Origin of the sequence: Microbacterium amylolyticum (assembly GCF_011046975.1) — a bacterium.
Taxonomy (GTDB): Bacteria; Actinomycetota; Actinomycetes; order Actinomycetales; family Microbacteriaceae; genus Microbacterium; species Microbacterium amylolyticum.
This window is the reverse complement of the sequence record NZ_CP049253.1, coordinates 595,636-622,503: the sequence shown is the minus strand read 5'-3', so window position 1 is coordinate 622,503 and position 26,868 is coordinate 595,636. Positions and strand designations below refer to the sequence as shown.

The window sequence follows — 26,868 nt, the reverse complement described above, 5'->3', positions numbered from 1 at the left end:
AGTTCGAGGACGAACCCACGAGGAGTCGCCATGACCGGCAGGTCACGACACACCGCACACATGAGAATCGCGCTGAGCGTTACGCTCGCCGGCGCCCTTGCGCTCGCAGCCCCCGGGGCCGCGAGCGCAGTAATGACCCCGCACGCTGCTCCGCAGACTGCGTCAACCCTGATATCCGACCCTCCCGCGCCGGTGTGGACAGACGTTGAGGTGCATGACCCGTCGTTGATTACTGTCGACGACGAACACTACTTCTTCGGTTCCCACCTTGCCGCCGCGAAGACGACCGACTTCGTGCAGTTTGATCAGGTGGCCAATCACGTCACTGCCGCCAACCCGCTGTTCGAGAACGTCCACGAGGATCTTGCGGATGTCTTCGAGTGGGCGGAGACCCAGACTCTCTGGGCTCCCGACGTGATCCAGCTGGCTGACGGTCGCTTTTACATGTACTACAACGCGTGCAAGGGGGATTCTCCGCGCAGCGCGCTGGGGATCGCCGTTGCGGACGATATCGAGGGCCCGTACGAGGATCTCGGCATCATTCTTCGCTCGGGTCACCGCGAGGGTGAGGAAGAGTTCCTCGTCGAGGGTGACGCGTATGACGGGCGTATCCACCCCAATGCCGTTGACCCGGATATCTTCTTTGGCGACGATGGTCGCCTCTGGATGGTGTACGGATCGTTCTCCGGCGGGATCTACGTTCTGGAGCTCGACCCCGAGACGGGGTTCCCGTTCGAGGGCCAGGGGTACGGTGTGCACCTGACAGGCGGCAACCATAGCCGCATCGAGGGTCCGTCGATGATGTTCCACCCTGAAACGGGGTACTACTACCTGTTCACGTCGTTCGGCGGTCTCGACGCAGACTCGGGATACAACATGCGCGTGATGCGCTCAGAGAGCCCGACGGGACCGTTCGTCGACTCGGCGGGCAACGATATGCGTGAGGTGAAGTCAGACCCGACACTGCCGATTTTCGATGACGTCACGATTGAGCCGTACGGCGCGAAGATCATGGGTAACTACCTGTTTCAGCGCGATGTTGGAGCCCCGGGGTCCGGAATCGGTGATGGCAAGGTTTCGCCCGGCCACAACACCACGTTTGTCGACCCCGAAACGGGGGAGATGCAGTTGATCTTCCATAGCCGCTTCCCCGACATGGGGGAGTTTCATCAGGTGCGCGTCCACGAGATGTTCATGAACGAGGACGACTGGCCGGTTGCAGCGCCTCATCGTTTCGCCGGTGGTAACGATGCATCAGAATTCACTGCGGAAGACATCGCGGGGCCATTCCAGGTGATTACCCATGACAAGACGATTTCCGATGACATTCACCGAGCAGTTGACGTCACGCTGACGCCTGATGGCGAGATCACGGGAGTGTTGAACGGCTCGTGGAGCGTCACCGGTGGCAACCAGATCACCGTTGATGTCGACGACACCACCTATCGCGGAGTGTTGTCGCGTGAGTGGAACGCGACGATGGGCGAGTGGGTCACCGCGTTCTCGGCGCTGTCGACAGGTGGCGTTTCGCTGTGGGGGAGCGCGCTCACCGAGATGACGGACGACGAGGTCGTCGCGGCGGTTCTCGCTGATCTGCGCGTATCAACTCCCGTTGTCGCCGATCTCGAGCTGCCGACGCTGGGAACGCACGGCGCGACGATCACGTGGTCGCCGAGTGACGAAGAGGTCATCGCTGCTGATGGTTCGGTCAACAGGCCGGAGGGCGACGAAGACGTTGACGTCACGCTGACGGCCGCGGTTGTTCGCGGCGATGCGTCGGGGCTGGTTTCGTTCGATGTCATCGTCCCCTCGGAGCCTGCTCCCGGACTGCTCGCTCGCTATCGCTTTGATGGCGATCTCCTCGCCGACGGTGAGGGGAACCTGCGCGCGTTGGCGACATCGTCGAACCAGCCGTCTCCCGCCACAACAACGGGCAACCGCATCAACGTTGCTGGCGGCGAGGCCAGCTTCGTTGCGGGAGCACATGATTCGGCGATTTACCTTGACGGCACGAACGGCGTGCGCCTTCCCGATGGCCTCATCTCCGGTCACGACTATTCCGTTGGCCTCTGGCTCAACCCTGACCAGCTGACGGACTTCACGACATCGTTCTTCGGCGCGCGCAACGAGACCAACTGGGTGAGCCTGGTTCCGCAGGTGGGCTTTGGAGATGGCAATACGCTGCTGTGGTCCGGCTCGACGCGTTTTTACGATGGTGACACGGGCGCGACGATTCCCGCGGGTGAATGGACGCACATTGCGTTCACGGTTGCTGCTGGCGAGGTCACGATCTATGTCAGTGGCGAGCCTGTTCACAGCGGAAGTGGCTTCCCTGATGTCTTCACAACCGCCGACGGCGTTTTCGCGCTCGGTGTGAACTGGTGGGACACCCCTTTCCAGGGCGGCATTGATGACCTGCACGTCTACCGTGGCGCCCTGTCCGCGGATCAGGTGTCGCAGGTGATCGCCGGCGAGACCGCGGACTTCGGTGACGGCTCTGATGGTGAGGGTGACGTGGGCGCTGAGGGTGATGCGGGTGCCGAAGGCGATGCGGGTGCCGAAGGCGATGCGGATGCTGAAGGTGACGCGAGCGCCGAAGGCGATGCGGGTGCTGAAGGTGACGCGGGTGCTGAGGGTGACGCGGGTGCCGAGGGTGACGCGGGTGCCGAAGGCGATGCGAGTGCTGAAGGTTCCGAAGGTGACGCGAGTGCCGAGGGCGACGTGGGTGCCGAAGGCGATGCGAATGCTGAAGGTTCCGAAGGTGACGCGAGTGCCGAGGGCGATGCGAGTGCTGAAGGTGACGCGGGTTCTGAGGGTGATGCGGGTGCCGAGAGTGACGCGGGTGCCGAGGGCGATGCGGGTTCTGAGGGTGATGCGGGTGCCGAGAGTGACGCGGGTTCTGAGGGTGATGCGGGTGCCGAGAGTGACGCGGGTTCTGAGGGTGATGCGGGTGCCGAGGGTGACGCGGGAGTCGTGAGTGCCGCTGATGCCTCGGGCGACGTTGGCGGAACCGAAGCGGATGCGAGCGCTGACACAGGTGCCGCTGCCGCGGGAGATGTCGTTGATGCGGCTGCCGAAGCGGGCGCGTCCGGCGATGGCCTCGCACCGACAGGAGGGAGCACGAGCGCCCTTCCGCTGGCGTTCATCGCGCTTCTGGGTGGGGCTGGTCTTCTGGCCTACGTCATGCGCACGAAGCGGTCTGCGCATCGGGCCTAATGGCCGGTACGCACGCCGGCGGCGATCTCGGAAGTGGGGTCGCCGCCGGCGTCTGTCACGATCCGCGGGAGCGAGCTGCGTCAGTGCCCGTCAGATTCAGCGGACTCCCTCGACGCAGGCGCAGAGTCCTGATAGTCTGAGGTGTCACCCGCGGGTGGGCGCGCTATTGGTGTGCCTGACGTGGGTCACGCCGTACCATCCATCCACCGCTTCGGCTCATCACGGGATTTCCGTGCCCGCGGGCACTGACGATGAGAACGATGCCCGAGAATACAACCTCTAAGGCAAACCACTACATGACTAACGCAACGGCCACCTCGGCCACCAAGCAGGTCGCGATCAACGACATCGGATCTGCTGACGACTTCCTCGCTGCAGTCGAGAAGACGCTCAAGTTCTTCAACGACGGCGACATCATCGATGGCGAGATCGTCAAGATCGACCGCGACGAGGTCCTCCTCGACGTCGGCTACAAGACCGAGGGCGTCATCCCCTCGCGCGAGCTCTCCATCAAGCACGACGTCAACCCTGACGACGTCGTTAAGGTCGGAGACCACATCGAGGCCCTCGTTCTCCAGAAGGAGGACAAGGAAGGCCGTCTGATCCTGTCGAAGAAGCGCGCGCAGTACGAGCGTGCGTGGGGCGACGTGGAGCAGGTCAAGGAGAACGACGGTGTCGTTAAGGGCACGGTCATCGAGGTCGTCAAGGGCGGCCTCATTCTCGACATCGGTCTTCGCGGATTCCTTCCCGCCTCGCTGATCGAGCTCCGCCGCGTTCGCGACCTGACGCCGTACCTCGGCCAGGAGCTCGAGGCGAAGATCCTCGAGCTGGACAAGAACCGCAACAACGTCGTGCTGTCGCGCCGCGCGCTCCTCGAGGAGACGCAGTCGGCTTCGCGTGCGCAGTTCCTCAACGGTCTGCACAAGGGTCAGGTCCGCAAGGGCCAGGTTTCGTCGATCGTCAACTTCGGTGCGTTCGTCGATCTCGGCGGTGTGGACGGCCTCGTTCACGTTTCCGAGCTCTCGTGGAAGCACATCGACCACGCCAGCGAGGTCGTTGAGGTTGGCCAGGAGGTCACCGTCGAGGTTCTCGAGGTCGACCTTGACCGCGAGCGCGTTTCGCTGTCGCTCAAGGCGACGCAGGAAGACCCCTGGCAGGTCTTCGCTCGTACGCACCAGATCGGTCAGATCACGCCCGGTAAGGTCACGAAGCTCGTTCCGTTCGGTGCGTTCGTTCGCGTTGCCGATGGCATCGAGGGACTCGTTCACATCTCGGAGCTGTCGCACAAGCACGTCGAGATGGCCGAGCAGGTTGTCTCGGTGGGCGAAGAGCTCTTCGTCCGCGTCATCGACATCGATCTCGATCGTCGTCGCATCTCGCTGTCGCTCAAGCAGGCCAACGACATGGTCGACCCGAGCGGTACCGAGTTCGACCCGTCGCTCTACGGTATGACCACCGAGTACGACGAGAACGGCGAGTACAAGTACCCCGAGGGCTTCGACCCCGAGACTAACCAGTGGCTCGACGGCTACGACGAGGCTCGCGAGACCTGGGAGCAGGAGTACGCAACTGCTCAGGCTCGTTGGGAGCAGCACAAGGAGCAGGTTGCTAAGGCCATTGAGGCCGAGGCAAACGCCGAGGAAGTCGCACCCGCCGCAGGCGCGTCGACCTTCTCGACCGAGAGCAACGGTGCCGGCGCACTCGCCGACGACGAGGCACTTGCTGCACTCCGCGAGAAGCTCGCCGGCAACTGATTATCTGATCACACCGTCGTGCTGATGGGGCCGGATCCTTCGGGATCCGGCCCCATTCGTCTCCCCTCCAGTGCCTGTGGGCGCATACCATGGTCACCATGGTGCTCGTCGCAGTCACAGGAGGCATCGCCTCGGGGAAATCCACGATCTCCCGCCGGTTGGCATCGCACGGGGCCGTCGTTGTTGACGCCGATCAAGTCGTGCGTGATCTTCAGCAGCCAGGACAAGCAGTTTTCGCGTCGATCGTCGAGACCTTCGGACCGGGCGTCGTCGGCGATGACGGAGCACTGGATCGCGGCGCGCTCGGCGCCATCGTCTTCGCGGACAACGGCAGCCTGGCTCAGCTGAACCGTATTGTCCATCCCGCTGTCAGAGATGAGACTCAGCGACGGTTCCGTGAGGCCTTCGTCAACGACCCCCGGGCCGTTGTCGTTTATGACGTGCCGCTTCTCGCGGAGGCACGGGGCACGGGGGAATGGGACGTTGTCGTCGTCGCGCATGCGCCCGCTCCCGTTCGCATCGAACGGATGATCGCGGAGAGAGGGATGACGCGCGAGGAGGCAGTAGCGCGTATCGCGAATCAGGTCGGAGATGAGGAGCGGCTAGCATTGGCCGATGTTGTCATCGACACAGCGGGAACGATGGCACGAACGCTCGCCCAGGCGGACGCTCTGTGGAGCGATCTCCGCGCTCGTTCATGAGGAAGTCCTCCAAAGGGTTCCCGTGTCAGGGGTCGCGCATAGTCTGGATACATGCAGACCACGCGTAGTGTTCGGCCCTTTGAGGTTGTCAGCGACTACCAGCCTTCTGGCGACCAGCCGAAGGCGATTGAAGAACTTGCGGCCCGGATCAACGCCGGAGAGACCGACGTCGTCCTCCTCGGTGCCACGGGCACGGGAAAGTCAGCGACCACCGCGTGGCTGATCGAAAAGATTCAGCGCCCAACGCTCGTGCTGGCGCACAATAAGACCCTTGCAGCGCAGCTCGCGGGTGAGTTCCGTGAGCTCATGCCGAACAACGCCGTTGAGTACTTCGTGTCGTACTACGACTACTACCAGCCAGAGGCGTACGTTCCGCAGACGGACACGTTCATTGAGAAGGACAGCTCGATCAACGCCGAGGTGGAGCGCCTTCGACACTCCACCACCAACTCTCTTCTCAGTAGAAGAGACGTGATCGTGGTGAGCACCGTGTCGTGTATTTACGGTCTGGGCTCGCCCGAAGAGTACTTGCGTTCGCTCGTGGCACTCCAGGTGGGAGAGCGATACGACCGTGATGCGCTGATTCGGCAATTCATCGGCATGCAGTACAACCGGAACGACGTTGATTTCTCTCGCGGCAACTTCCGTGTCCGGGGCGACACGATCGAGATTATCCCCGTTTACGAGGAGTACGCGATTCGTATTGAGCTCTTCGGCGATGAGATCGAGGCGATTCAGAAACTGCATCCGCTCACAGGAGACGTCATCGAAAAGATGGATGCCGTTGCCGTCTTTCCTGCCACCCACTATGCCGCCGGAACGGAAACTGTTGCCCGCGCGATGAAGCTGATCGAGGCCGAGCTTGCCGAGCGGCTTGCGGAGCTCGAGAGCCAGGGGAAGCTCCTCGAGGCTCAGCGTCTGCGCATGCGCACAACGTTCGACCTCGAAATGCTGCAGCAGATCGGGTTCTGTTCCGGAATCGAGAACTATTCTCGCCACCTCGATGGCCGCAAAGCGGGCGAACCGCCGCACACGCTGCTCGACTTCTTTCCTGATGACTTCGTGATCGTCATCGACGAGTCGCACGTGAGCGTTCCGCAGATTGGCGCGATGTACGAGGGCGATGCCTCTCGAAAGCGCACCCTCGTCGATCACGGCTTCCGGCTTCCGAGCGCGCTCGATAACCGGCCGTTGCGATTCGACGAGTTCAAAGAGCGTATCGGCCAGGCGGTCTATCTCTCGGCGACACCCGGGAAATACGAGATGGGCATCGCCGACAGCGTTGTGGAACAGATCATTCGCCCAACCGGCCTGGTCGATCCCGAAATCGTGGTGAAGCCGTCAGAGGGGCAGATCGATGATCTGCTCGAAGAGATTCGCGTTCGCGTCGAGAAGGACGAGCGCGTTCTCGTGACCACTCTGACGAAGAAGATGGCGGAGGAGCTCACCGACTTCCTTGACGAGAACGGCGTACGCGTTCGCTATTTGCATAGCGATGTCGACACACTCCGGCGTGTGGAGCTTCTCACGGAGCTCCGGCAGGGCGTTTTTGACGTTCTGGTCGGAATCAACCTGCTCCGAGAGGGCCTTGACCTCCCCGAGGTCTCGCTCGTGGCAATCCTCGACGCAGATAAAGAGGGATTCCTCCGCAGCGATACCTCGCTCATCCAGACCATCGGCCGCGCTGCGCGCAACGTATCGGGTCAAGTGCACATGTACGCCGACCGCATCACCAACTCGATGCGCCGAGCCCTCGACGAAACCGATCGGCGTCGGGACATCCAGATCTCGTATAACCGCGAACATGGAATCGAACCTCAACCGCTTCGAAAGAAGATCGCCGACATCACCGATGCCCTGGCAGACGAGGTCGCCGACACGGCCCGCATGCTACAAAACCGAGGCAAAGGGGCGCGCGGCGGAAAAAGTAGCGTCCCCGCTGTCAGGCGCGAGGGCATCGCGGCGGAGGGTGCTGAACACCTCGAACAGACCATCGCTGACCTCAGCGAACAGATGCTCACCGCGGCCGATGAACTGAAGTTCGAGTTGGCGGCGCGTCTGCGTGACGAGGTTCAGGACCTCAAGAAGGAACTCCGCGCGATGGAGAAGGCCGGTCACGCCTAGGGTGTGTTGACCACCGATAGGGTGGGGTCATGGCAACCGACGATGACCGTCTTACGGTGCGTCGAGGGTTCGGGCCCGTCCTGGTCGTCGGACTGATTTTTGGGACCGTTGCTGTTGCGTCGGCTCGTGGGGGCCGCCCCGAGGTGGGCGACGCCCTGTTTCATCCTCCGACGGGCGACGAACCGCCTGAGGGAGAGGTCCTACCGGCGGTGACGATGTCGCCGTCTTTTGAGTACGAGGTGACCTCGAACGAGGTGCCGTCCTCCGTGATGCTGGTGCTCGCGGTTCTCGCCGGACTCGCCCTCGTGGTTGTTCTCTTCAGTGTCGCGCGCGCCCTTCTTCGCCAGCGCCCTCGCGCACGCCAAGAGGGCATTGCGATCGATGATGAACTCACCCCCGTCGTCGCCGAGGCGCGAATGCCCGTCAGCGTTCCCGCTATCAGGCGCGGAATCGAGGGCGCGTTGGCCAGACTCGACGACGATCGGCCGACAAGCGACGCGATCATCGCAGCGTGGGTGGGCTTGGAAGAATCCGCCGATGATGCCGGTCAATCGCGCGGCATCTCGGAAACCGCGGGCGAATTCACGTCGCGCATCCTTCAGGAGCGCCCCGGCGCCGAAGCTGACATCAGGTCGCTCCTCTTTCTTTATGAGAGCGTTCGGTTCGGGGGAGTGACGGCCTCTGACGCCGACAGAACAGCAGCCCGGGCGGCGCTCGAGCGTATTCGCGAGGCCTGGTCGTGAGGCTCGGGCACATCGTGCTCTCGGTGCTCGGCGGCGCATTCGTCTGTGCCGCGCTCGTCTGCTTTCGCGTGGAGACGCTCTTCGCCGTCGGGTGGGCGTTCCTTGCGGTCGCGGTCATCGCGGCTTTCTCCCTTATCGGGACCGAGCTCACCCCGTTGCCGCTTCGCATCGAGCGCCCATCGGGGGAGACCGGCACACGCAGCGACGTGCGCTCGATTGGATGGTCGATCGACCGCCGAACCGGGCTGGTCCGAGATGCTGCCCGGAAAAGACTCCGACGGCTGGTGACTCGAGTTCTCCTCCGGCACAGCATCGACATCTCGCAGCCAGGCGGCCGGGAAGCGGCGATCGCCCTTCTGGGTGAGCCGTCAGTTGGGGCGCTTGAGGGGTCGCAGGTCACGCTGTCCGATATCACCGACATTCTTCACCGCATTGAGCGCGTGCACACCGCACCCCACGTACAGGAGCACACATGACCGGCATCGCCGAGACCACTCGTACCGTCCTCGATCGTGTACGCACGGTCGTTGTCGGGATGGACGAACCGCTCGAGCTCGCGCTCGGCGCGCTGCTCGCCGGTGGCCATGTCCTCTTCGAGGATGTTCCCGGTCTGGGCAAGACACTCGCCGCGCGCAGTCTGGCGGGCGCCATCGGTCTCGATTTCCGGCGGCTACAGTGCACACCCGACATGCTCCCAAGTGATGTCACGGGATCGTTCGTCTACGCGCCGGGCACCGGCGCCTTCGAGTTCCGGCCAGGACCGCTTTTCACGGGGCTCCTTCTTGCGGACGAGATCAACCGGACAACACCGAAGACGCAGTCGGCCCTCCTGGAGGCGATGGCTGAGCGACAGGTGACTGTCGAGGGTCAACGATTCCCGTTGCCCGACGCCTTCCAGGTCATCGCAACGAGTAATCCGATCGAATACGAGGGAACTTATGCGCTTCCCGAGGCGCAGCTCGACCGATTTATGGTGCGTCTCGGCGTCGGCTATCCGACGGTCGAGCACGAGGCGGACATTCTTTTTCGCCGTGTCGCGCGCCAGAGTGAGAAAGCCGACGTCGAGGCGGTGATCGACCAGGCCGGCTTCCTCGCGCTCCAGCAGCAGATCGAGGGGCTGCACGTTGACCCGGACATCGTCCGCTACTGCGTCGATCTGGTACGTGCGACGCGGCGGGACCCCGCGGTTGCCGTTGGCGCCTCGCCGCGTGCCTCGCAGGCGCTTCTTCTTTTGGCGCGATCGCTTGCGGCGATGGCGGGGCGTGATTTCGTTCGCCCCGACGATGTTAAGCGCGTGGCGGTTCCGGTCCTTGCCCATCGCCTCACCCTGACAACCGAGGCATGGGCGGCCGGCACGGCGCCGGAGGCAATCGTCCAGCGAGTTGTTCCCACGGTCCCCGTTCCGCCAACGGCGGAATCGTCGCGATGACGAGAAGATCGTCATCGCGACGCGATTCGCTTCCGGGCGGAGTGCGCATCGGCATGATCGCCGCGGTGACCATTGCGGCGATCGGCCTGATCGCCTCACGACCTGATGTCGTTTTGCTCGCCCTCCCACTTGCCCTGGGCACAACATTCGCACGAGGGCGAGCTGTCGCCACGGCGCCGGACATCATCGTTGTTCCGCCGAAAAAGCCGAACGCGGGCCGCACGACAACGGAGATTTCCGTCGCCTCCGATGCAGAGTCCGTCCATCTCGCCATCCTTGTCGGGCAGGCGAGAGAACACGATGTTGTTCTTGCGCCTGGCGAGGTCGCGCGAGCGACGAGCCGCGTTCAGCATTCCGGGCCATGGGTGCCCGTGATAGCGGTTGCGCGCACGGTGGACATTGCCGGAGCGGGCGCGGGCGACCCGGGGGAGCAGGTGTCCGTTCGCCACACCGTCGCTCCCGTCGCACGCCCCCTTCAAGAGATCCCTGTTCCGTACCGACTGTCGGGGTTGCACGGCGTGCACAATGGACACCGCGCGGGTCAGGGCGGAGACTTTCGGGACACTCATCCGTTTCACCCCGGAGACGAACTGCGCCGCGTTGATTGGAAAGCTACGGCGCGACGCGCCCGAAACCTCGGCGACCTGCATGTTCGCCGCGTCGACGCCATGAGCGACGCGAGTGTCGCCATCGTCATTGATTCATCGGATGATCTGGGACAGGTCGTCGGAACATGGTCGTCGGGTGACCGATCACGCAGTGGTGTGACCTCGCTCGATCTGGGGCGCGAGGCGGCACGATCGCTCGCGGTGGCGGCAACGGGCGTGGGCGATCGCGTGGCGCTGCACGAACTCGGACGCGGCGGTCACAACGCGCGGAGCGGAGCCCAGAGCCGACACCTTGCCCGCCTCGTTCGCGTGATCTCGGACATCGAACCTCGCGGACCCATATCGCCGTATGCCCGCGTCCCGTTGATTGAGCGCGGTGCCGTCGTATTCGTGCTGTCGACCTTCATCGATCCTGCTGCTCGTGAAGTGGCACTTCAGTGGGCCGAAACTGGTCATCGCGTGATCGCGGTCGATGTGCTCCCGTCGCTCGACACCTCGCGTCTTGATGGTGCGGAGCGGGCGAGCCTGCGGATGGTTCTCGCTGAGCGTGCCGAGACCTTGGCTGATCTCACACGAGCCGGAATCGACACCGTCCGATGGGCCGAAGAACCGTCCGTGCGCTTGCGGATTCTGGCCAGACAGAGGAGGCGTTGATGCAGTTTCGACGGCAACGCGATCACACTGTGCATCCTCCCGCCGCGGTCCCATCGGCCGTACTTCGCGCGGCGCTGGGGGCTCTGGTCGCTGGCGGGGTGTATGTGATGCTGCCGGTTCCGCTCTGGCAGATCGCCGGCGTTGTTCTTGGCGGCGTTGCGGCGATATTTCCGCCCATTCGCGCTGGGTATCTGGGCGTTGCGCTCGTTGTGTTGGGCCTGCTGCAGGATGAGCCGAGTCTTCTGCGCACGTGTTTCGCCGTCGCGGTTACGCACGCCGTGCACGTGCTGACGTGCGTCAGCGTTGTTGTTCCGGCACGAGCACGCATCACGGTCCGGGCGCTTCGTCCGGAGGCCGTACGTTTCTTGGGCGTTCAACTCGCCTCTCAGGCGGTCGTCGTGGTGATCATGTTTCTTCCGGTCGGGGAATCTGCGTGGTGGGCGGTCGTTGGTGGCATCTGCCTCGTGGCAGCGGTCGTGCTCTTTCTGGTGCCGCGGAAAACACGCCTATCTCGCGTACACAGCGGTGCAGCACAGCACGAAGGGGAGCGTGGGTGAGGGTTTGCTGTGTCACGACCCATCGGACAAAGTTTCGAAGTAGGATCTGAATCGTGCCGATCGTTCCCGTAGAGACTGCCCAGAAGATCACCGTCCGCGGTGCCCGAGTTCACAACCTCAAAAACGTGGATCTCGAGATTCCGCGCGACAAGATGATTGTGTTCACAGGCCTGTCGGGGTCCGGAAAGTCGAGCCTGGCCTTCGATACCATCTTCGCGGAAGGTCAGCGGCGGTACGTTGAATCACTCAGCGCATACGCCCGCCAATTCCTGGGCCAGGTCGATCGCCCCGACGTGGACGCGATCGAGGGGCTGAGCCCCGCCGTGTCGATCGACCAGAAATCGACGAACCGCAACCCGCGTTCGACGGTGGGAACGATCACTGAGATCTATGACTACATGCGCCTGCTGTGGGCGCGAATCGGGATTCCGCACTGCCCCGTGTGCGATGCGCAGATCCAGCGCCAGACCGTGCAGCAGATCGCGGATCAGCTCGTGTCGCTTCCCGAGGGGACGCGCTATCAGGTTGTCGCTCCGGTCGTCACTCAAAAAAAGGGTGAGTTCGTCGATTTGTTCCAGGAACTTGGGTCGAAGGGATTCAGCCGAGCGCTCGTCGATGGCGATCTGATCCAGTTGTCCGAGCCCCCGAAACTGAAGAAGTCATACAAACACGACATCTCGGTCGTCGTTGATCGACTCGTTGCGCGCGGGGACAGCATTATGACCCGCGTGACCGACTCCGTTGAAACGGCACTTGGCCTCACCGACGGCGTGGTTCAGGTGAACTTCGTCGAAAAAGAGGGCGAAGAAGCATGGCAGTCGTTCAGCGAACGTCTTGCCTGCCCGAACGCGCATCCTCTGCAGCTGACAGAGATCGAACCGCGCACGTTTTCCTTCAACGCCCCGTTCGGCGCCTGCCCCGCGTGCTCCGGGCTCGGAACGAAGATGTCCGTCGACATCGATCTCATGCTCGGTGACGAGGACCTCTCGATCGCCGACGGCGTGATCATTCCCTGGACAACGCAGGGCAAGGGCCTGTTCCAGTATTACGAGCGACTTCTCGAGGGTCTCGCGGCCGATTTGGGTTTCTCGTTGCACACACCGTGGCGCGCGCTCCCGGAAGACGTCCGGCAGACGGTGCTGTACGGACAGGACGACTACAAGGTCAATGTCAAGTACAAGAATCGCTGGGGCCGTGAGGTGCGCTACGCTTCCGGATTCGAGGGCGTTGTTCCGTACATCGAACGCCAGTTCACACAGGCAGAGTCGGATACGCAACGCGCCCGGTGGGCCGATTATCTGCGTGAGATTCCGTGCGCCGTGTGTCACGGAGCGCGTTTGAAGCCCGAGGTCCTCGCCGTCAAGGTCGCCGGACGCTCGATCGCGGATGCAGCAGACCTCAGTTTGGAAGAGGCCGCGTCGCTGATGCACACGATTGAGCTCACCGATCGCGAGGCGATGATCGCCGCTCAGGTGCTACGCGAGATTCGTGTCCGTCTCGACTTCCTGCTTCGCGTCGGCTTGAACTACCTCACGATGAGTCGTGCCGCGGGCTCGCTTTCGGGAGGCGAGGCCCAGCGCATCCGTCTGGCAACGCAGATCGGAACCGGACTCACCGGGGTGCTCTATGTGCTCGACGAGCCATCGATCGGTTTGCACCAGCGCGACAATCGACGCCTCATCGAGACCCTCGAGGCGTTGCGCGACCTGGGCAACACACTTGTTGTTGTCGAACATGACGAAGAGACGATCGAGTCCAGTGACTGGGTCGTCGACATCGGCCCCCGCGCCGGTGAAGGCGGCGGCAACGTCATCCACTCCGGCACGTATGCGGACCTTCTCACCGATGAGAACTCGGTCACGGCCGACTATCTTGCGGGGCGACGACGGATCGAGGTTCCGGCCGAGCGGCGAAAGATCGACCGCAAGCGCATGCTGAAGGTGGTGGGCGCGCGGGAGAACAATCTGCGGGGCGTCGACGCCGAGTTCCCCCTGGGGGTCTTTACGGCGGTCACGGGAGTATCGGGCTCGGGGAAGTCCACGCTCGTCAACGACATCCTGTATCAGGTGCTTGCCCAGAAACTCAACGGTGCGCGGGTGGTCCCCGGCAAACACAAGCGCATCACAGGCCTGGAAGACCTCGACAAGGTCATCCATGTCGATCAGGCACCGATTGGGCGAACTCCGCGTTCCAACCCCGCCACGTACACGGGCGTTTTCGACAAGATCCGCAACCTCTTTGCCGACACCCCGGAAGCGAAGGTGCGCGGTTATCAGGCGGGTCGCTTCAGCTTCAACGTCAAGGGCGGCCGCTGTGAGGCGTGTTCGGGCGACGGCACGATCAAGATCGAGATGAACTTCCTGCCGGACGTCTATGTCGCGTGCGAGGTGTGTGGCGGAAGCCGATACAACCGCGACACCCTTCAGGTGCACTACAAGGGGAAGAACATCGCGGAAGTCCTGGAGATGCCGATCGCCGAGGCGGCCGACTTCTTCGAGCCCATTCAATCGATCCACCGGTTCATGAAGACGCTTGTGGATGTGGGGCTCGGCTATGTTCGGCTCGGACAGGCGGCAACGACGCTCTCTGGGGGTGAGGCACAGCGTGTCAAGCTCGCAACCGAGCTGCAAAAGCGCAGCCGCGGGCGGAGCGTCTACGTTCTTGACGAACCGACAACGGGCCTGCACTTCGAAGACGTACGCAAACTCCTCGAGGTCCTCGGCGGTCTGGTCGAAAAGGGCAACAGCGTCATCGTTATCGAGCACAACCTCGATGTCGTCAAATCAGCCGACTGGGTGATCGACCTGGGGCCAGAAGGCGGCTCCGGTGGCGGAGAGATCGTCGCGACGGGAACCCCCGAGCAGGTTGCCCAGAACCCTGACAGTCACACGGGGCGATTCCTCGCAGAGACTCTCGGAATCATCGCGCGCCCCAGCAGACAGAAAGCGGCCGCCGCTCACTGATATGGCTGATCACCTTCCGTACAAGCCGAAGCCAGGCGATATCCCCACGGATCCTGGTGTCTACCGGTTCCGTGCTGACGACGGAACTGTGCTCTACGTTGGCAAGGCGAAGAGCTTGCGTCAGCGATTGTCGAACTACTTTGCGCCCCTGCACACGCTTCATGAGCGCACCCGACGCATGGTCACGACCGCCACGCACGTGGAATGGACCGTTGTTCCGACCGACGTGGATTCGCTGCAACTGGAGTACCAGTGGATTAAGGAGTTCAACCCGCCGTTCAACGTCAAGTACCGCGATGACAAGTCATATCCCTTCATGGCCATCACGCTCGCGGATGAGGCGCCTCGCGTCATGGTCACGCGCAATGCGAAGATTCGCGGCGCCAAGTACTTCGGGCCCTACCCCAAAATCTGGGCGGTGAAGGACACGATCGAGCTGATGCTCAAGGTCTTTCCGATCCGCACCTGTAACGACTCTTCGTATAAAAAGGCGATGGCCACGGGTAAGCCGTGTTTTCCGGGACAGATCGGAAAGTGCGGAGGCCCGTGCTCCGGCAGGGTGACCATCGAGGAGCACCGGGCGATCGTCGACGATTTCGTTGCGTTCATGCAGGGCGGTGACGAACGGTTTGCGCGCGATCTGACGAGGAAGATGCGTGCTGCTGCGGCGGCCATGGATTACGAGCGGGCCGCCGTGTACCGGGATCAGCTGGAGTCGATCGACGCCGTGTTGAATCGGAGTGCGCTTGTGCTCCCCGATAACGAGGATGCCGATCTGTTCGGCATTGCAGAAGACGAGCTCTCCGCTGCCGTGCATCTCTTCGTCATCCGCGGCGGCAGGGTGCGCGGAGTTCATTCGTCGACGATCGATAAGGAGCTCGACATCTCGAGCGGAGACCTCGTCGATCAGGTGTTACAGCGCGCCTACGGTGAGGCCCGCGAGGAGGGCGTTCCTCGCCGCGTTCTCGTTCCTGTGCTTCCACCCGCGCATGAGGAGCTCGAAGCGTTTCTTTCCGAGCGGCGCGGGACGAAGGTCGAGATCCGCGTTGCACAGCGAGGCCAGCGTGCGGAGTTGATGCGCAATGCGACGCTCAACGCGACGCAGGCATTGGTGCGCTACAAGAGCCGTCGCACAGCAGACTTTGCCGCTCGGTCACAGGCGCTCGGAGATTTGCAGGAGGCGCTGGGCATGGATACGGCGCCCTTGCGTATCGAGTGTTACGACATCTCCCACCTTCAGGGGACGAACGTCGTCGGTTCGATGGTCGTTTTCGAAGATGGGCTCGCACGCAAAGACCAGTATCGCTCGTTCTCCATCGCGGAAACAACCGACGATACGGACAGCATCTACCAGGTGCTCGCACGTCGCCTTGCCCGCCTTGACGAGCCGGAGGAAGCGGTGCCGGACGTTGCCGAGCTGGCGATGAGTGATGCGGAAGGTGTTGTCACGGAGGCCTCGAAGAAGAAGCGATTTTCTTATCCGCCACAGTTGCTCATCGTCGATGGGGGGCAGCCGCAGGTGTCGGCCGCAGCGCGCGCGCTACGTGAGGCGGGTCGAACGGATATCGCTCTCGCGGGAATCGCTAAGCGTCTGGAGGAGCTCTGGCTTCCGGATGATGACTATCCGGTGATTTTGCCGCGCTCGTCCGAGGCGCTCTATCTGGTGCAGCGCATTCGTGATGAAGCACACCGCTTTGCCATCACGCATCAGCGCAAACGACGACGACGCGATATTCGCACGATCCTGAGCGAGGTGCCGGGGCTGGGGGAGGCTCGCATTGCGGCGTTGTTGACGCAGTTCGGATCCGTGACATCGTTGCGCGGTGCATCGGTTGATCAGATTCAGGAGCTCCCGGGAATCGGACCGGTGCTTGCGGCGACAATTTACGACCATCTGAATAGATAAGGTTGGTCATGTGAGCGACGACAGCAGAGGCGAAGTCCTGATCGTCACCGGCATGTCGGGGGCCGGCCGGTCGACGGTTGCCGACGCGCTGGAGGACCACGGCTGGTACGTCGTCGACAACCTCCCTCCGCAGATGTTGCGCCCGCTGCTTGACCTGGCGGGACGCATCGACGGGCAGCTCCCGCGCGTTGCCGCCGTCGTCGACGTGCGCGGAGGAGATTTGTACGCCGATCTGCCGGCGGCTGTCCAGCAGCTTCGCGATGCGAACAATTTGCGCATCGTCTTCCTCGACGCGTCCGATGACGTTCTTGTGCGCCGCTTCGAACAGGTGCGTCGACCGCACCCTCTGCAGGGCGGTGGCACGATCCTGGACGGAATTCGTGAGGAGCGCCGCCAGACTGCCCCAGCGCGTGAGCGCGCGGATGTCGTCATCGATACCTCGGCGCTCAACATTCACCAGCTCGCACGTCGCACGGCCGACCTTTTTCGTGAAGATCATGCCCCGCGGCACCGGACGACGATTCTCAGCTTTGGGTTTAAGTACGGTCTCCCTGCTGATGCCGATCTCGTTGCTGATATGCGTTTCTTGCCGAACCCGTTCTGGAAGGACGAGCTTCGGAACCTGACCGGCGAGCATGAGTCAGTGAGCGAGTATGTGCTGTCGCAGGAGGGCGCGACGGAATTCCTTGAGGCATACGCGAACGCGGTAACGCCGATCATCGAGGGGTATCAGCGCGAGAACAAGGGCCACTCGACGATTGCGATCGGCTGCACGGGCGGAAAGCACCGTTCTGTGGCGATGTCGATTGCGCTGGCGGCCCTGTTGCGGCGGCTCCCTGGGCTACAGGTGGGAGTCCGTCACCGCGACCTCGGCCGTGAGTAGCACGCATGGGCGGCTGTGAAGTGGCCGTGGTCAGCCTGGGAGTGGTGGAAACTGACCTAGTTATATCGCCGTCCGCTGTGAGGTCTCCTACGGTTTTTCGCGGGGGCGGACGGTAGTGTTGAGGGCCCGCTCCCGCTTCTGAACGCGTGGAGTGACGTGGCTTTTCGAGTAGGGAGATCCGTGGCTCTGACCGCCGAGGTGAAGGCAGAACTCATCGCCGTTCGCGACCCGCGACCAACGGTGCGTGTGGCTGAGACGACTGCTCTTCTGCGATTCGCTGGTGGCTTGCACTCGATCGCCGGACGCGTCGCCGTCGAAGCAGAGGTCGATGATCGTCGTCTGGCCGTGCGAACGGCTCGCGATATCGCCGAAATTTATGGTGTTCGCCCCGAGTTGGCGCATGTCCAGGCATCCGGTTCGCGTGATTCCGAAAGGTTCGCGGTCCGCGTTGTCAAGGGGGGCGAAACGCTTGCCCGCCAGACGGGGTTGCTCGATATGCGCCGTCGCCCCGTTCGAGGGTTGCCGAATCGCTTGACAACGGGCAACGCCGATGATCTGGCGGCGATCTGGCGCGGTGCGTTCCTCGCATCCGGATCGTTGTCCGAGCCAGGTCGTTCCGCCTCGCTCGAGGTGGCATGTCCGTCCGGTGAAGCCGGGATGGCGCTTGTTGGTGCGGCAGGTCGCATCGGTATTCAGGCGAAGTCTCGCGAGGTCCGCGGGGTTCCGAGGGTTGTCATTCGTGATTCCGATGCGATTCGCGCCATGCTGCTGGCGATGGGTGCCACGAGCGCGGCAGAGTCGTGGGACCAGATGCGCCAGCGCCGTGAGGTGCGCGCAGGGGTCAACCGCCTCGTCAACTTCGATGACGCGAACCTCCGACGTTCGGCTCAGGCTGCTGTCGCAGCGTGCGCCCGTGTTGAGCGTGCTCTGGAGATCCTCGGCGATGAGGTGCCTGAGCACCTTCAGCAGGCAGGTCAGCTCCGTCTTGCACACCGAGACGCGAGTCTCGACGAGCTCGGACACCACGCTGATCCTCCTCTGACGAAAGACGCCGTTGCCGGCCGGATTCGCCGACTGCTCGCGATGGCCGACAAACGTGCGACGAAAGAAGGCATTCCCGGAACCGAATCGGCGGTTCCCGCCGCAACCGAGAACGCATTGTGATCGTATGACGAACCCCGTCGAGAGTTTTCTCTCGACGGGGTTCGTCGTGCGCGGCGGGTGATTCACCCGGTCCCGGTGCACGAATCGTCATCGTATGTGCCTCTTCCTCGTGGCATCACTAGGATGAGGAGTGTCCGCGTCGATCGCACCCCGCGATCTACAACCCGGTACGAAAGAGAAAGCGACTGATGGCTACATACACGCTTCCTGAACTCACCTACGACTACGCGGCGCTTGAGCCCCACATCAGCGCGCAGATCATGGAGCTTCATCACTCGAAGCACCACGCGGCCTATGTCGCCGGCGCCAACACGGCGCTCGAGCAGATGGCTGAGGCGCGCTCGAAGGGCGAGTTCGGCGCCATCAACAAACTCGAGAAGGACCTCGCGTTCCACCTCGGCGGTCACACAAACCACTCGATCTTCTGGACCAACCTCAGCCCTGAGGGCCAGGAACGTCCCGAGGGCGAGACCGCTGCGGCGATCGAGGAGTACTTCGGTTCGTTCGAGGGCTTCCAGGGCCAGTTCAACGCCGCCGCGCTCGGGCTCCAGGGCTCGGGCTGGGCAGGGCTGTTCTGGGACTCCATCGGCCAGCAGCTCATCATCCAGCAGTTCTTCGACCAGCAGTCGCAGTTCGCGGCAGGCACCGTTCCGGTGCTGCTCCTCGACATGTGGGAGCACGCGTTCTACCTGGACTACAAGAACGTCAAGGGCGACTACGTCAAGGCGTTCTGGAACATCGTGAACTGGGACGACGTCACGCAGCGTCTTGAGACTGCTCGCGAGCAGACCAAGGGTCTCCTCGTCAAGTAACGTTTTTTGCCGGGCGAGCGGAGTGCGGATCCTCTCGCCCGGCGCACGACCTTCCACCGGAAATCGCCCCACTTCAGGGGCACATACATGAGGAGACACATAGTGTCCGCACGGATCGGTATTAACGGCTTCGGCCGCATCGGACGCAACTTCATTCGAGCGGCTTTCGCCCAGAACGCCGACATCGAGATTGTTGCGGTGAACGACCTCACCGACAACAAGACTCTCGCGCACCTGCTTAAGTACGACTCGATCCTTGGCCGTCTGGACAAGGAGGTCACGTACGACGAGACCGCGATCTACATCGACGGCAAGAAGATCGTTGCCCTCGAAGAGCGCGACCCCGCAAAGCTGCCTTGGGGCGAGCTGGGTGTCGACATCGTCATCGAGTCGACGGGTCGCTTCACGCACTCGGACCAGGCGAAGGCCCACCTCGAGGCTGGCGCGAAGAAGGTCATCATCTCGGCGCCCGCCAAGGGCGATGTCGCAACGTACGCAATCGGCATCAACGCTGACCAGTACAACGCCGAGACGGAGCACATCCTCTCCAACGCGTCGTGCACCACGAACTGCCTGGCGCCGCTGGCTAAGGTCTTCAACGACAAGTTCGGTATCGAGCGTGGTCTGATGACCACGGTTCACGCTTACACGGCAGACCAGAACCTGCAGGATGGCCCGCACAGCGACCTCCGTCGCGCCCGCGGTGCCGCGCAGTCGATCATTCCCACCTCGACCGGAGCAGCCGCGGCCATTGGCCTCGTTCTGCCCGAGCTCAAGGGCAAGCTCGACGGCTTTGCGCTTCGCGTGCCGGTCCCGACGGGATCGATCACGGACCTCACGCTCGAGTCGTCTTCGGACGTCACGGTCGACGAGATCAAGGCTGCCTTCAAGGAAGCTGCTGACGGATACCTCAAGGGTGTTCTCAAGTACACCGAGGATGAGATCGTTTCGGCTGACATCGTCACCGACCCGCACTCGTCGGTCTTTGACGCTGGTCTGATCCGCGTCATCGGCCGTACCGTCAAGATCTCCTCGTGGTACGACAACGAGTGGGGCTACTCGAACCGTCTGGTCGACCTTTCGTCGCTCGTCGGCGCTCAGCTCTGATCCAACCGGATCTGATCCTCGTCACACGATGACCCGAACGCCGGTCCGCTCACGCCACAGTGCGCGAGCGGGCCGGCGTTCGCGCTAAGTTGGGAACTGATGACTCTTCGTACCCTCGAATCCCTGGGCGACGTCGCTGGTAAGCGCGTTTTCGTCCGTTGCGACTTCAACGTGCCGCTCAGCGGCGGCACGATCACCGATGATGGCCGCATCCGTGCGGCCCTGCCAACGCTGACCGCTCTTCTTGAGGCCGGCGCACAGGTGATTACCTCCTCCCACCTCGGTCGCCCGAACGGCGAACCGAATCCGGAGTTCTCCCTCAAGCCGGTTGCCGACCGTCTCGCCGAACTGCTCGGCACCGATGTCGCTTTTGCGACGGACACGGTGGGTTCCTCCGCCGAGGAGACCGTCTCGGCGCTGGAAAACGGCCAGATTGCTGTTCTCGAGAACCTGCGCTTCAACGCAGGGGAGACCTCGAAGAACGACGCTGAGCGCCGGGAGTTCGCTTCCCAGATCGCACGCTTCGCCGACCTCATGGTCAGCGACGGCTTCGGTGTTGTTCACCGGAAACAGGCCAGTGTGTACGAGCTGGCGGAACTTCTTCCTTCTGCTGCGGGCACGCTCGTCGCCCATGAGGTCAACGTGCTGTCCGCCCTTCTCGAAGCCCCAGTGCGCCCCTACACGGTTGTTCTCGGCGGCTCGAAGGTCAGCGACAAGCTCGGCGTCATTGACAGCCTCCTGCCGCGTGTGGACAAGCTCCTCATCGGTGGTGGCATGGCCTACACCTTCCTCGCCGCGCAGAACGCGAAGATCGGGAAGAGCCTCGTCGAGGTTGACCAGATCGAAACGGCTCAACGCTACATCGCCGACGCCGAGCAGAAGGGGGTTGAGCTCCTGCTTCCCATTGACAGCGAGATGGCAGCGAGCTTCGCTCCCGACGCCGCTCATGAAGTCGCGCCGTCGACGGGCCTCGAAGACACCGTTTTCGGTGCTGAGGGTCTCGGGCTCGATATCGGTCCCGAGACGGCGAAGATCTTCGCTGAGGCCATCGCCTCGTCGAAGACTGTGTTCTGGAACGGCCCGATGGGCGTGTTCGAGTTCGAAGCCTTCGCGGCCGGAACGCAGGCAGTAGCCAAGGCGCTCACAGAAGCCGACGGCCTCACGGTCGTCGGAGGAGGAGACTCCGCAGCAGCTGCTCGCCAGCTCGGCTTCGCCGACGATGAGTTCGGCCACGTCTCAACGGGCGGTGGCGCCAGCCTCGAGTTCCTCGAGGGTAAGAAGCTCCCCGGACTGGAGGTCCTCGGATGGCAGATGTAACGACGGATGGCGCTCAGCGCGCCGGACGCACCCCGCTGATTGCGGGTAACTGGAAGATGAACCTGGACCACCTGCAGGCGGTCGCTCTTGTGCAGAAGCTGCACTGGAGCCTGAAGGACGCAGAGCACGCCGCCGATTCGGTCGACGTCACCGTGTTCCCTCCCTTCACCGATCTGCGAAGCGTTCAGACGCTCGTCGACGCCGATGAGATTCCCTTTGGTGTTGGCGCGCAGGACCTTTCCGTTCACGATTCTGGTGCGTACACGGGTGAGATCTCGGGTGCATTCCTGGCGAAGCTCGGGTGCTCTTCTGTGATCATCGGTCACTCCGAGCGTCGTGAGTACCACGCAGAGGATGACGACGTGGTCGCGGCGAAGACGCGTGCCGCGCTCACCCACGGCCTTGTTCCCGTGATCTGCGTCGGTGAGACCGCCGAAGACCTCGAGAAGCACGGCGCGAGCGCGGTTCCGATCGCACAGCTTGAGAAGGCTCTTGAGCCGGTTGCGTCGAACGCAGAGATCGTTGTTGCTTACGAGCCCGTCTGGGCCATTGGGTCGGGACAAGCGGCAACGCCTGAGCAGGCACAGGACGTCTGCGCGAAGCTGCGTGATGTGATCCGCGAGAAGATGGGCGACGAGGCAGCCGCCTCGACGCGCATTCTGTACGGCGGTTCGGTCAAGTCGACCAACATCGCCACCTTCATGCGCGAACCTGACATCGACGGTGCGCTCGTTGGCGGCGGTAGCCTGAAGGTCGACGAGTTCTCGTCCATCATTCGCTTCCAGAAGCACGTCGGCGTTTAAGGTCGATTCGGCTCGGCGGCTCGGTCATATGGCCGGGCCGCCGACCTTCATGTAGGTATACTGAACGCTTGTGCGCCGTAGATCGCGGAGCACGACGGAAAGGCCTCACCTTGCAGATTCTCGAGATCTCTCTGCAGGTCCTGCTCGGACTTACGAGCCTCCTGCTCGTCCTGTTCATCCTGATGCACAAGGGTCGCGGCGGCGGACTGTCAGACATGTTCGGCGGTGGCATGGCACAGGCCGTGAGCTCCTCTGGCTCGGCAGAACGCGTGCTCAACTACATCACGATCACGGTCGCCCTTGTGTGGTTCCTGTCGATCGTCGGACTGGGCCTGATCACCAAGTTCCAGGTGCTGTAATGGCGGCCCGCGGCGGAAGCGCGATTCGCGGTACCCGTATTGGTTCCGGCCCGATGGGGGAGCTGGACCATGGGCATCAGGCTGAACGCATCTCGGTCAGTTACTGGGATGCAAAGGGCAACGAGGTCGTGCGTCACTACGCAGCTGACCTTCCCGAGGCCGAGATCCCCGAGTTCATCGACCACCCACGGTCGGGACTGCCCGCGGGGCGCGATAAGGAGAATCCTCCTGCGGCCGACAAGAACGCGCCGTACAAGACGCATCTCGCATACGTCAAGGAACGTCGCACCGATGCTGAGGCTGGCGAACTTCTCGCAGATGCCCTGCAGAAGTTGCGGCAGCGCCGCGGCGACGCGTAAAACGCACGGAGTATGAAGAAGGACCCCACCGATGGCGGTGGGGTCCTTCTTTGCGCGGTGCGCGTGCCCCGAGAGGCCCGTGCGGATCCTGTCAACAGAGAAGACGGGCCCCTCCGCTGGCGGAGCCCGTCTCATCGCAGCAGGGGCCGTCAGTCTGCGAGGGCGGCCTTATCGGCGAAGAGCACCGTTTCCAGGGTGCCCCGGGCCGCCGAAGCGGGAGCCTCACCGGCCAGTGCGCCAGCGCGCACACGCGCAACAGCTTCCGCCTTGTCTGCTCCGGCAACCACGAGCCAGACGCGTGCCGAGCGGTTGATCACCGGCAGGGTGAACGTGATCCTCTCGGGCGGAGGCTTGGGCGAGTTCCGGACCGGAAGCACGGCGACTCCGCCGCTGACGTGAATTTCCTCACGGCCGGGGAACAACGATGCGATGTGTGCGTCGGGCCCGACGCCGAGCAGACAAATGTCGAAGGCGGGAGCCGGCTCGCCGTCCGGCCCGTGCGCGGACAGCTCATCGGCATACGCCTTGGCGGCGTCGTCCAGTGAGCCGTCTTCGGATGCCCACGGTTCGTGGACGTTCACATCGGGAACATCGAGCGCGTCGAGAAGCGCCTCTCGAGCCTGTCGTGCGTTGCGCTCGCCATCGTTCCGGGGGACGAAGCGCTCATCGCTCCACCAGAAGTGCACACGCGACCATGCGACGTCATCGCGGTCCGGAAGGTCTCGGACAGCAGCAAGCGTGCCAATGCCCATCGATCCGCCGGTGAGCGAGACGTGCGCAACACCGTCGCCAGCCGTCAACACGGCTAGCTCCGAGATGAGACGTTCAGCGACCGCGTGTGCGAGTGCGCTTTTATCCGCACGGACGACGACGTTCTCGAGGCTGCTCATGCCCCGGCTTCCTCGGCTGTTGTGGGGTGACTGAGTGCGTTCCACCCCTCCTCGATGACCCGTCCGTACAGCGGGTCGGCGTCCAGACGCCGGAGCTCTTCGGCCAGGCACTCCCGCAACGATCGACGCGCCAGCACGATCTCGTGTGACGGCTGGCCGGGCTGCGTGAGAACAGCGTGCGTTGCCGTGCGCCGTTCGAGGAGAATGTCGCCGCTGGCGCGCGTGAGGCGAACCGAGTGAATGCCGTGATCCCATTCGCTCGGCGCTTCGGGTGTCCAGGTAACTGGCGCGTCCAATGCCATTCCCAGCCACGCCGCGAGAAGCGGCGTCGACGGAGACGACGCTGCCCCGCGCACATCAACGGCGGTGACCGGCTCAAACGGCGGCTGGTCGAGCACAGAAGCAAGCTGTTCGCGCCACCGCGTCAGACGTGTCCATGCGAGATCCGTGTCGCCCGGGGTTGACGAGGCAGACAGCTTCGCGATGCGATCGGCGGCATTCGAAGCCCGGGAGGCATCGGTGATGCGGCGATGGGCGATACGCCCAAGAGCGTCCTGAGAGGGCGCCTCGGGGGCGTTCTCCGGCCACCAGACAACGACGGGTGCGTCGGGAAGGAGAAGCCCGGTAATGAGCGACTCGGGATTGTTTGAGGCTTCTCCGTGCGCGCGCAGGATGATGACCTCGCTTGCGCCGGCGTCGCCGCCCACACGGATTTGCGCATCGAGGCGCGGGGCGTCCTCCGGATGCGTCACCAGGACGATGACGCGCATCGGGTGCTCACGCGACGCGGCGTTTGCCGCCTCGATCGCTTCTTCGACGGGCCGGCGATCACTCTTGATGATGAGCGTCAACACGCGGCCGAGCGCGACGGCGCCGCCTTCTTCGCGAACGCTGACCAGCTTTTTCGCGACCTTGCTGACGGTGGTTTCGTTGAGATCGATGATCATGGGCGCCTCCAGACTCGGCCATCCTGTTCGAGCAGGGCATCTGCGGAGCGAGGGCCCCACGATCCCGGCTCGTACTGCTCCAAGGGCTCGTCGAGCGAAGCCCAGTACTCCTCGATGGGGTCGAGGATGCGCCACGACTGTTCGACTTCCTCGTGGCGAGGGAACAGAGGCGGATCTCCGAGCAAAACGTCGAGGATGAGCCGCTCGTAAGCCTCCGGGCTCGCCTCGGTGAAGGCATGGCCGTATCCGAAGTCCATCGTCACGTCACGAACGTGCGTTCCGTTGCCGGGCACCTTCGACCCGAACCGCAGGGTGACGCCTTCGTCGGGCTGAACACGGATGACCAGCGCGTTGTGACCGAGTTCCGAGCGGTCGCGACCTCGTTTGAAGAGGTGCTCCGGCGCCTTCTTGAAGACGACCGCGATCTCGGTAACACGGCGACCGAGTCGCTTTCCGGCGCGCAGGTAGAAGGGCACTCCTGCCCACCGTCGTGTGGCGATCTCCAGCTTGAGAGCCGCGTAGGTCTCGGTGCCGGAGTTCGGGTCCATGCCCTCTTCGTCGAGGAAGCCCGTGACTTCTTCTCCGCCCTGCCAGCCGCCAGCATACTGTCCGCGTGCGGTTGCCTTTGAGAGGTCTTCCGGCAGCATGACGGCCGCGAGCACCTTCTCCTTTTCCGACCGCAGGTCGTCTGCGGACAGGCTGATGGGCTCCTCCATGGCGGTGAGCGCGAGCAGCTGCAGCAGGTGGTTCTGGATGACGTCACGCGCGGCGCCAACGCCGTCGTAGTACCCCGCACGACCACCGACGCCGATGTCCTCGGCCATGGTGATCTGGATGTGGTCGATGTGATTGCTGTTCCAGATGGGCTCGTAGAACTCGTTGGCGAATCGGAGCGCCAGGATGTTCTGGACGGTTTCCTTACCCAGGTAGTGGTCGATCCGGAAGATCGAGTCGCTGGGGAACGCGGTCTCGAGATAGTCGTTCAGCTCGCGGGCCGTCTCCAGATTGTGCCCGAAGGGCTTCTCAACGACGACGCGCTGCCAGCTGTCGAGCTTCTGCTCGCTCGAGACAAGGCCCGAATCGAGCAGTTGCTGCACGACGATGGGGAAGGACTTCGGCGGAATCGACAGGTAGAACCCGTGATTTCCCATCGTTCCGCGTTCTTCATCGAGGGCGTTGACGGTGCTTCGCAGGCGCGCGAACGCCTCTGCGTCGTCGAACGTTCCGTTGACGAACCGGATGCCCTGGGCGAGCTGCTGCCACGTCTCCTCGCTGAACTCCGTCCGCGAGTACTGCTTAACAGCGTCGTGCACGACCTGGGCGAAGTCCTGGTCCTCCCATTCGCGGCGGGCGAATCCGACGAGTGCGAAACCCGGCGGAAGGAGGCCGCGATTGGCGAGGTCGTAGACCGCAGGCATGAGCTTTTTCCGCGAGAGATCGCCGGTAACGCCGAAGATCACAAGGGCGCTCGGCCCGGCAATCCGGCTGAGGCGCCGATCATTCTGGTCGCGCAGCGGGTTGACGCCGCGCTGGATGGGAGCAGGCATGGATTCCCTAGAGAAGACGAGTGTT

The 26,868-nt window shown here is 63.2% G+C and carries 22 protein-coding genes; 19 read left to right on the top strand and 3 right to left on the bottom strand.

Annotation, left to right across the window (positions count from 1 at the left end; all coding sequences use genetic code 11):
- The first annotated feature begins 30 nt into the window (after window positions 1-30).
- The 19 genes from G6N81_RS03155 (at window position 31) to G6N81_RS03065 (ending at window position 23,459) form a co-directional block, all read left to right on the top strand.
- Entirely contained in the window at window positions 31-3,216 is a 3,186-nt protein-coding gene (locus tag G6N81_RS03155; RefSeq protein WP_241245042.1) for a LamG-like jellyroll fold domain-containing protein, read from the top strand.
- Between the two features lie 296 nt (window positions 3,217-3,512).
- Entirely contained in the window at window positions 3,513-4,970 is a 1,458-nt protein-coding gene (rpsA, locus tag G6N81_RS03150) for a 30S ribosomal protein S1 (protein ID WP_165132947.1), read from the top strand.
- 98 nt (window positions 4,971-5,068) lie between these two features.
- The gene (gene coaE / locus G6N81_RS03145) at window positions 5,069-5,671 is read left to right on the top strand and encodes a dephospho-CoA kinase (protein ID WP_165132944.1); all 603 of its coding nucleotides are present in this window, start codon (window positions 5,069-5,071) and stop codon (window positions 5,669-5,671) included.
- 51 nt (window positions 5,672-5,722) lie between these two features.
- A complete protein-coding gene (uvrB, locus tag G6N81_RS03140) occupies window positions 5,723-7,795 on the top strand; it encodes an excinuclease ABC subunit UvrB (RefSeq protein ID WP_165132941.1) in 2,073 nt (690 codons plus the stop codon).
- 29 nt (window positions 7,796-7,824) lie between these two features.
- Entirely contained in the window at window positions 7,825-8,538 is a 714-nt protein-coding gene (locus G6N81_RS03135; protein WP_165132938.1) for a DUF4129 domain-containing protein, read from the top strand.
- Complete coding sequence (locus G6N81_RS03130) at window positions 8,535-9,014, top strand: hypothetical protein (protein ID WP_165132935.1); 480 nt, start codon at window positions 8,535-8,537, stop codon at window positions 9,012-9,014. The genes G6N81_RS03135 and G6N81_RS03130 overlap by 4 nt, the downstream gene beginning before the upstream one ends.
- Complete coding sequence (locus tag G6N81_RS03125) at window positions 9,011-9,967, top strand: AAA family ATPase (protein WP_165132932.1); 957 nt, start codon at window positions 9,011-9,013, stop codon at window positions 9,965-9,967. The genes G6N81_RS03130 and G6N81_RS03125 overlap by 4 nt, the downstream gene beginning before the upstream one ends.
- The gene (locus G6N81_RS03120) at window positions 9,964-11,229 is read left to right on the top strand and encodes a DUF58 domain-containing protein (RefSeq protein WP_165132929.1); all 1,266 of its coding nucleotides are present in this window, start codon (window positions 9,964-9,966) and stop codon (window positions 11,227-11,229) included. The genes G6N81_RS03125 and G6N81_RS03120 overlap by 4 nt, the downstream gene beginning before the upstream one ends.
- Window positions 11,229-11,786, top strand: coding sequence for a hypothetical protein (locus G6N81_RS03115; protein ID WP_165132926.1), 558 nt, complete (start codon window positions 11,229-11,231; stop codon window positions 11,784-11,786). Before G6N81_RS03120 ends, G6N81_RS03115 begins: the two co-directional genes overlap by 1 nt.
- A gap of 53 nt (window positions 11,787-11,839) precedes the next feature.
- Window positions 11,840-14,749 carry an excinuclease ABC subunit UvrA gene (uvrA, locus tag G6N81_RS03110; RefSeq protein WP_165132923.1) on the top strand — a complete coding sequence of 970 codons (2,910 nt, stop codon included), beginning with the start codon at window positions 11,840-11,842 and terminating at the stop codon, window positions 14,747-14,749.
- A gap of 1 nt (window position 14,750) precedes the next feature.
- Window positions 14,751-16,655, top strand: coding sequence for an excinuclease ABC subunit UvrC (gene uvrC / locus G6N81_RS03105; protein ID WP_165132920.1), 1,905 nt, complete (start codon window positions 14,751-14,753; stop codon window positions 16,653-16,655).
- Window positions 16,656-16,665: 10 nt separating this feature from the next.
- Complete coding sequence (gene rapZ, locus G6N81_RS03100; RefSeq protein ID WP_165132917.1) at window positions 16,666-17,538, top strand: RNase adapter RapZ; 873 nt, start codon at window positions 16,666-16,668, stop codon at window positions 17,536-17,538.
- Window positions 17,539-17,718: 180 nt separating this feature from the next.
- The gene (whiA, locus tag G6N81_RS03095) at window positions 17,719-18,702 is read left to right on the top strand and encodes a DNA-binding protein WhiA (RefSeq protein ID WP_165132914.1); all 984 of its coding nucleotides are present in this window, start codon (window positions 17,719-17,721) and stop codon (window positions 18,700-18,702) included.
- A 188-nt stretch (window positions 18,703-18,890) separates the two neighbouring features.
- Window positions 18,891-19,514, top strand: coding sequence for a superoxide dismutase (locus G6N81_RS03090; protein ID WP_165132911.1), 624 nt, complete (start codon window positions 18,891-18,893; stop codon window positions 19,512-19,514).
- Window positions 19,515-19,616: 102 nt separating this feature from the next.
- The gene (gene gap, locus G6N81_RS03085) at window positions 19,617-20,621 is read left to right on the top strand and encodes a type I glyceraldehyde-3-phosphate dehydrogenase (protein ID WP_165132908.1); all 1,005 of its coding nucleotides are present in this window, start codon (window positions 19,617-19,619) and stop codon (window positions 20,619-20,621) included.
- Between the two features lie 99 nt (window positions 20,622-20,720).
- Window positions 20,721-21,938 (top strand): phosphoglycerate kinase, encoded by a 1,218-nt coding sequence (locus G6N81_RS03080; RefSeq protein WP_165132905.1) that lies wholly within the window; start codon window positions 20,721-20,723, stop codon window positions 21,936-21,938.
- A complete protein-coding gene (tpiA, locus tag G6N81_RS03075; protein ID WP_165132902.1) occupies window positions 21,926-22,741 on the top strand; it encodes a triose-phosphate isomerase in 816 nt (271 codons plus the stop codon). The genes G6N81_RS03080 and tpiA overlap by 13 nt, the downstream gene beginning before the upstream one ends.
- 110 nt (window positions 22,742-22,851) lie before the next feature.
- The gene (gene secG / locus G6N81_RS03070) at window positions 22,852-23,100 is read left to right on the top strand and encodes a preprotein translocase subunit SecG (protein WP_165137665.1); all 249 of its coding nucleotides are present in this window, start codon (window positions 22,852-22,854) and stop codon (window positions 23,098-23,100) included.
- Complete coding sequence (locus tag G6N81_RS03065) at window positions 23,100-23,459, top strand: RNA polymerase-binding protein RbpA (protein WP_165132899.1); 360 nt, start codon at window positions 23,100-23,102, stop codon at window positions 23,457-23,459. The genes secG and G6N81_RS03065 overlap by 1 nt, the downstream gene beginning before the upstream one ends.
- 149 nt (window positions 23,460-23,608) lie before the next feature.
- Here G6N81_RS03065 and pgl read toward each other — a convergent pair whose 3' ends face one another.
- The 3 genes from pgl to zwf are packed head-to-tail and all read right to left on the bottom strand — an operon-like array spanning window position 23,609 to window position 26,843.
- On the bottom strand, window positions 23,609-24,349 hold the full coding sequence (gene pgl / locus G6N81_RS03060; protein ID WP_165132896.1) for a 6-phosphogluconolactonase: 741 nt from the start codon (window positions 24,347-24,349) through the stop codon (window positions 23,609-23,611).
- The gene (locus G6N81_RS03055; RefSeq protein ID WP_165132893.1) at window positions 24,346-25,296 is read right to left on the bottom strand and encodes a glucose-6-phosphate dehydrogenase assembly protein OpcA; all 951 of its coding nucleotides are present in this window, start codon (window positions 25,294-25,296) and stop codon (window positions 24,346-24,348) included. The genes pgl and G6N81_RS03055 overlap by 4 nt, the downstream gene beginning before the upstream one ends.
- The gene (gene zwf, locus G6N81_RS03050; protein ID WP_165132890.1) at window positions 25,293-26,843 is read right to left on the bottom strand and encodes a glucose-6-phosphate dehydrogenase; all 1,551 of its coding nucleotides are present in this window, start codon (window positions 26,841-26,843) and stop codon (window positions 25,293-25,295) included. Before zwf ends, G6N81_RS03055 begins: the two co-directional genes overlap by 4 nt.
- Window positions 26,844-26,868: the final 25 nt, after the last annotated feature.

Excerpts from the sequence above, each read along its gene's own strand:
- G6N81_RS03155 (WP_241245042.1), top strand. The coding sequence starts at position 31 with ATGACCGGCAGGTCACGACACACCGCACACATGAGAATCGCGCTGAGC.
- rpsA (WP_165132947.1), top strand. The coding sequence starts at position 3,513 with ATGACTAACGCAACGGCCACCTCGGCCACCAAGCAGGTCGCGATCAAC.
- coaE (WP_165132944.1), top strand. The coding sequence starts at position 5,069 with ATGGTGCTCGTCGCAGTCACAGGAGGCATCGCCTCGGGGAAATCCACG.
- uvrB (WP_165132941.1), top strand. The coding sequence starts at position 5,723 with ATGCAGACCACGCGTAGTGTTCGGCCCTTTGAGGTTGTCAGCGACTAC.
- G6N81_RS03135 (WP_165132938.1), top strand. The coding sequence starts at position 7,825 with ATGGCAACCGACGATGACCGTCTTACGGTGCGTCGAGGGTTCGGGCCC.
- G6N81_RS03125 (WP_165132932.1), top strand. The coding sequence starts at position 9,011 with ATGACCGGCATCGCCGAGACCACTCGTACCGTCCTCGATCGTGTACGC.
- G6N81_RS03120 (WP_165132929.1), top strand. The coding sequence starts at position 9,964 with ATGACGAGAAGATCGTCATCGCGACGCGATTCGCTTCCGGGCGGAGTG.
- G6N81_RS03115 (WP_165132926.1), top strand. The coding sequence starts at position 11,229 with ATGCAGTTTCGACGGCAACGCGATCACACTGTGCATCCTCCCGCCGCG.
- uvrC (WP_165132920.1), top strand. The coding sequence starts at position 14,751 with ATGGCTGATCACCTTCCGTACAAGCCGAAGCCAGGCGATATCCCCACG.
- G6N81_RS03090 (WP_165132911.1), top strand. The coding sequence starts at position 18,891 with ATGGCTACATACACGCTTCCTGAACTCACCTACGACTACGCGGCGCTT.
- G6N81_RS03080 (WP_165132905.1), top strand. The coding sequence starts at position 20,721 with ATGACTCTTCGTACCCTCGAATCCCTGGGCGACGTCGCTGGTAAGCGC.
- tpiA (WP_165132902.1), top strand. The coding sequence starts at position 21,926 with ATGGCAGATGTAACGACGGATGGCGCTCAGCGCGCCGGACGCACCCCG.
- G6N81_RS03065 (WP_165132899.1), top strand. The coding sequence starts at position 23,100 with ATGGCGGCCCGCGGCGGAAGCGCGATTCGCGGTACCCGTATTGGTTCC.
- pgl (WP_165132896.1), bottom strand. The coding sequence starts at position 24,349 with ATGAGCAGCCTCGAGAACGTCGTCGTCCGTGCGGATAAAAGCGCACTC.
- G6N81_RS03055 (WP_165132893.1), bottom strand. The coding sequence starts at position 25,296 with ATGATCATCGATCTCAACGAAACCACCGTCAGCAAGGTCGCGAAAAAG.
- zwf (WP_165132890.1), bottom strand. The coding sequence starts at position 26,843 with ATGCCTGCTCCCATCCAGCGCGGCGTCAACCCGCTGCGCGACCAGAAT.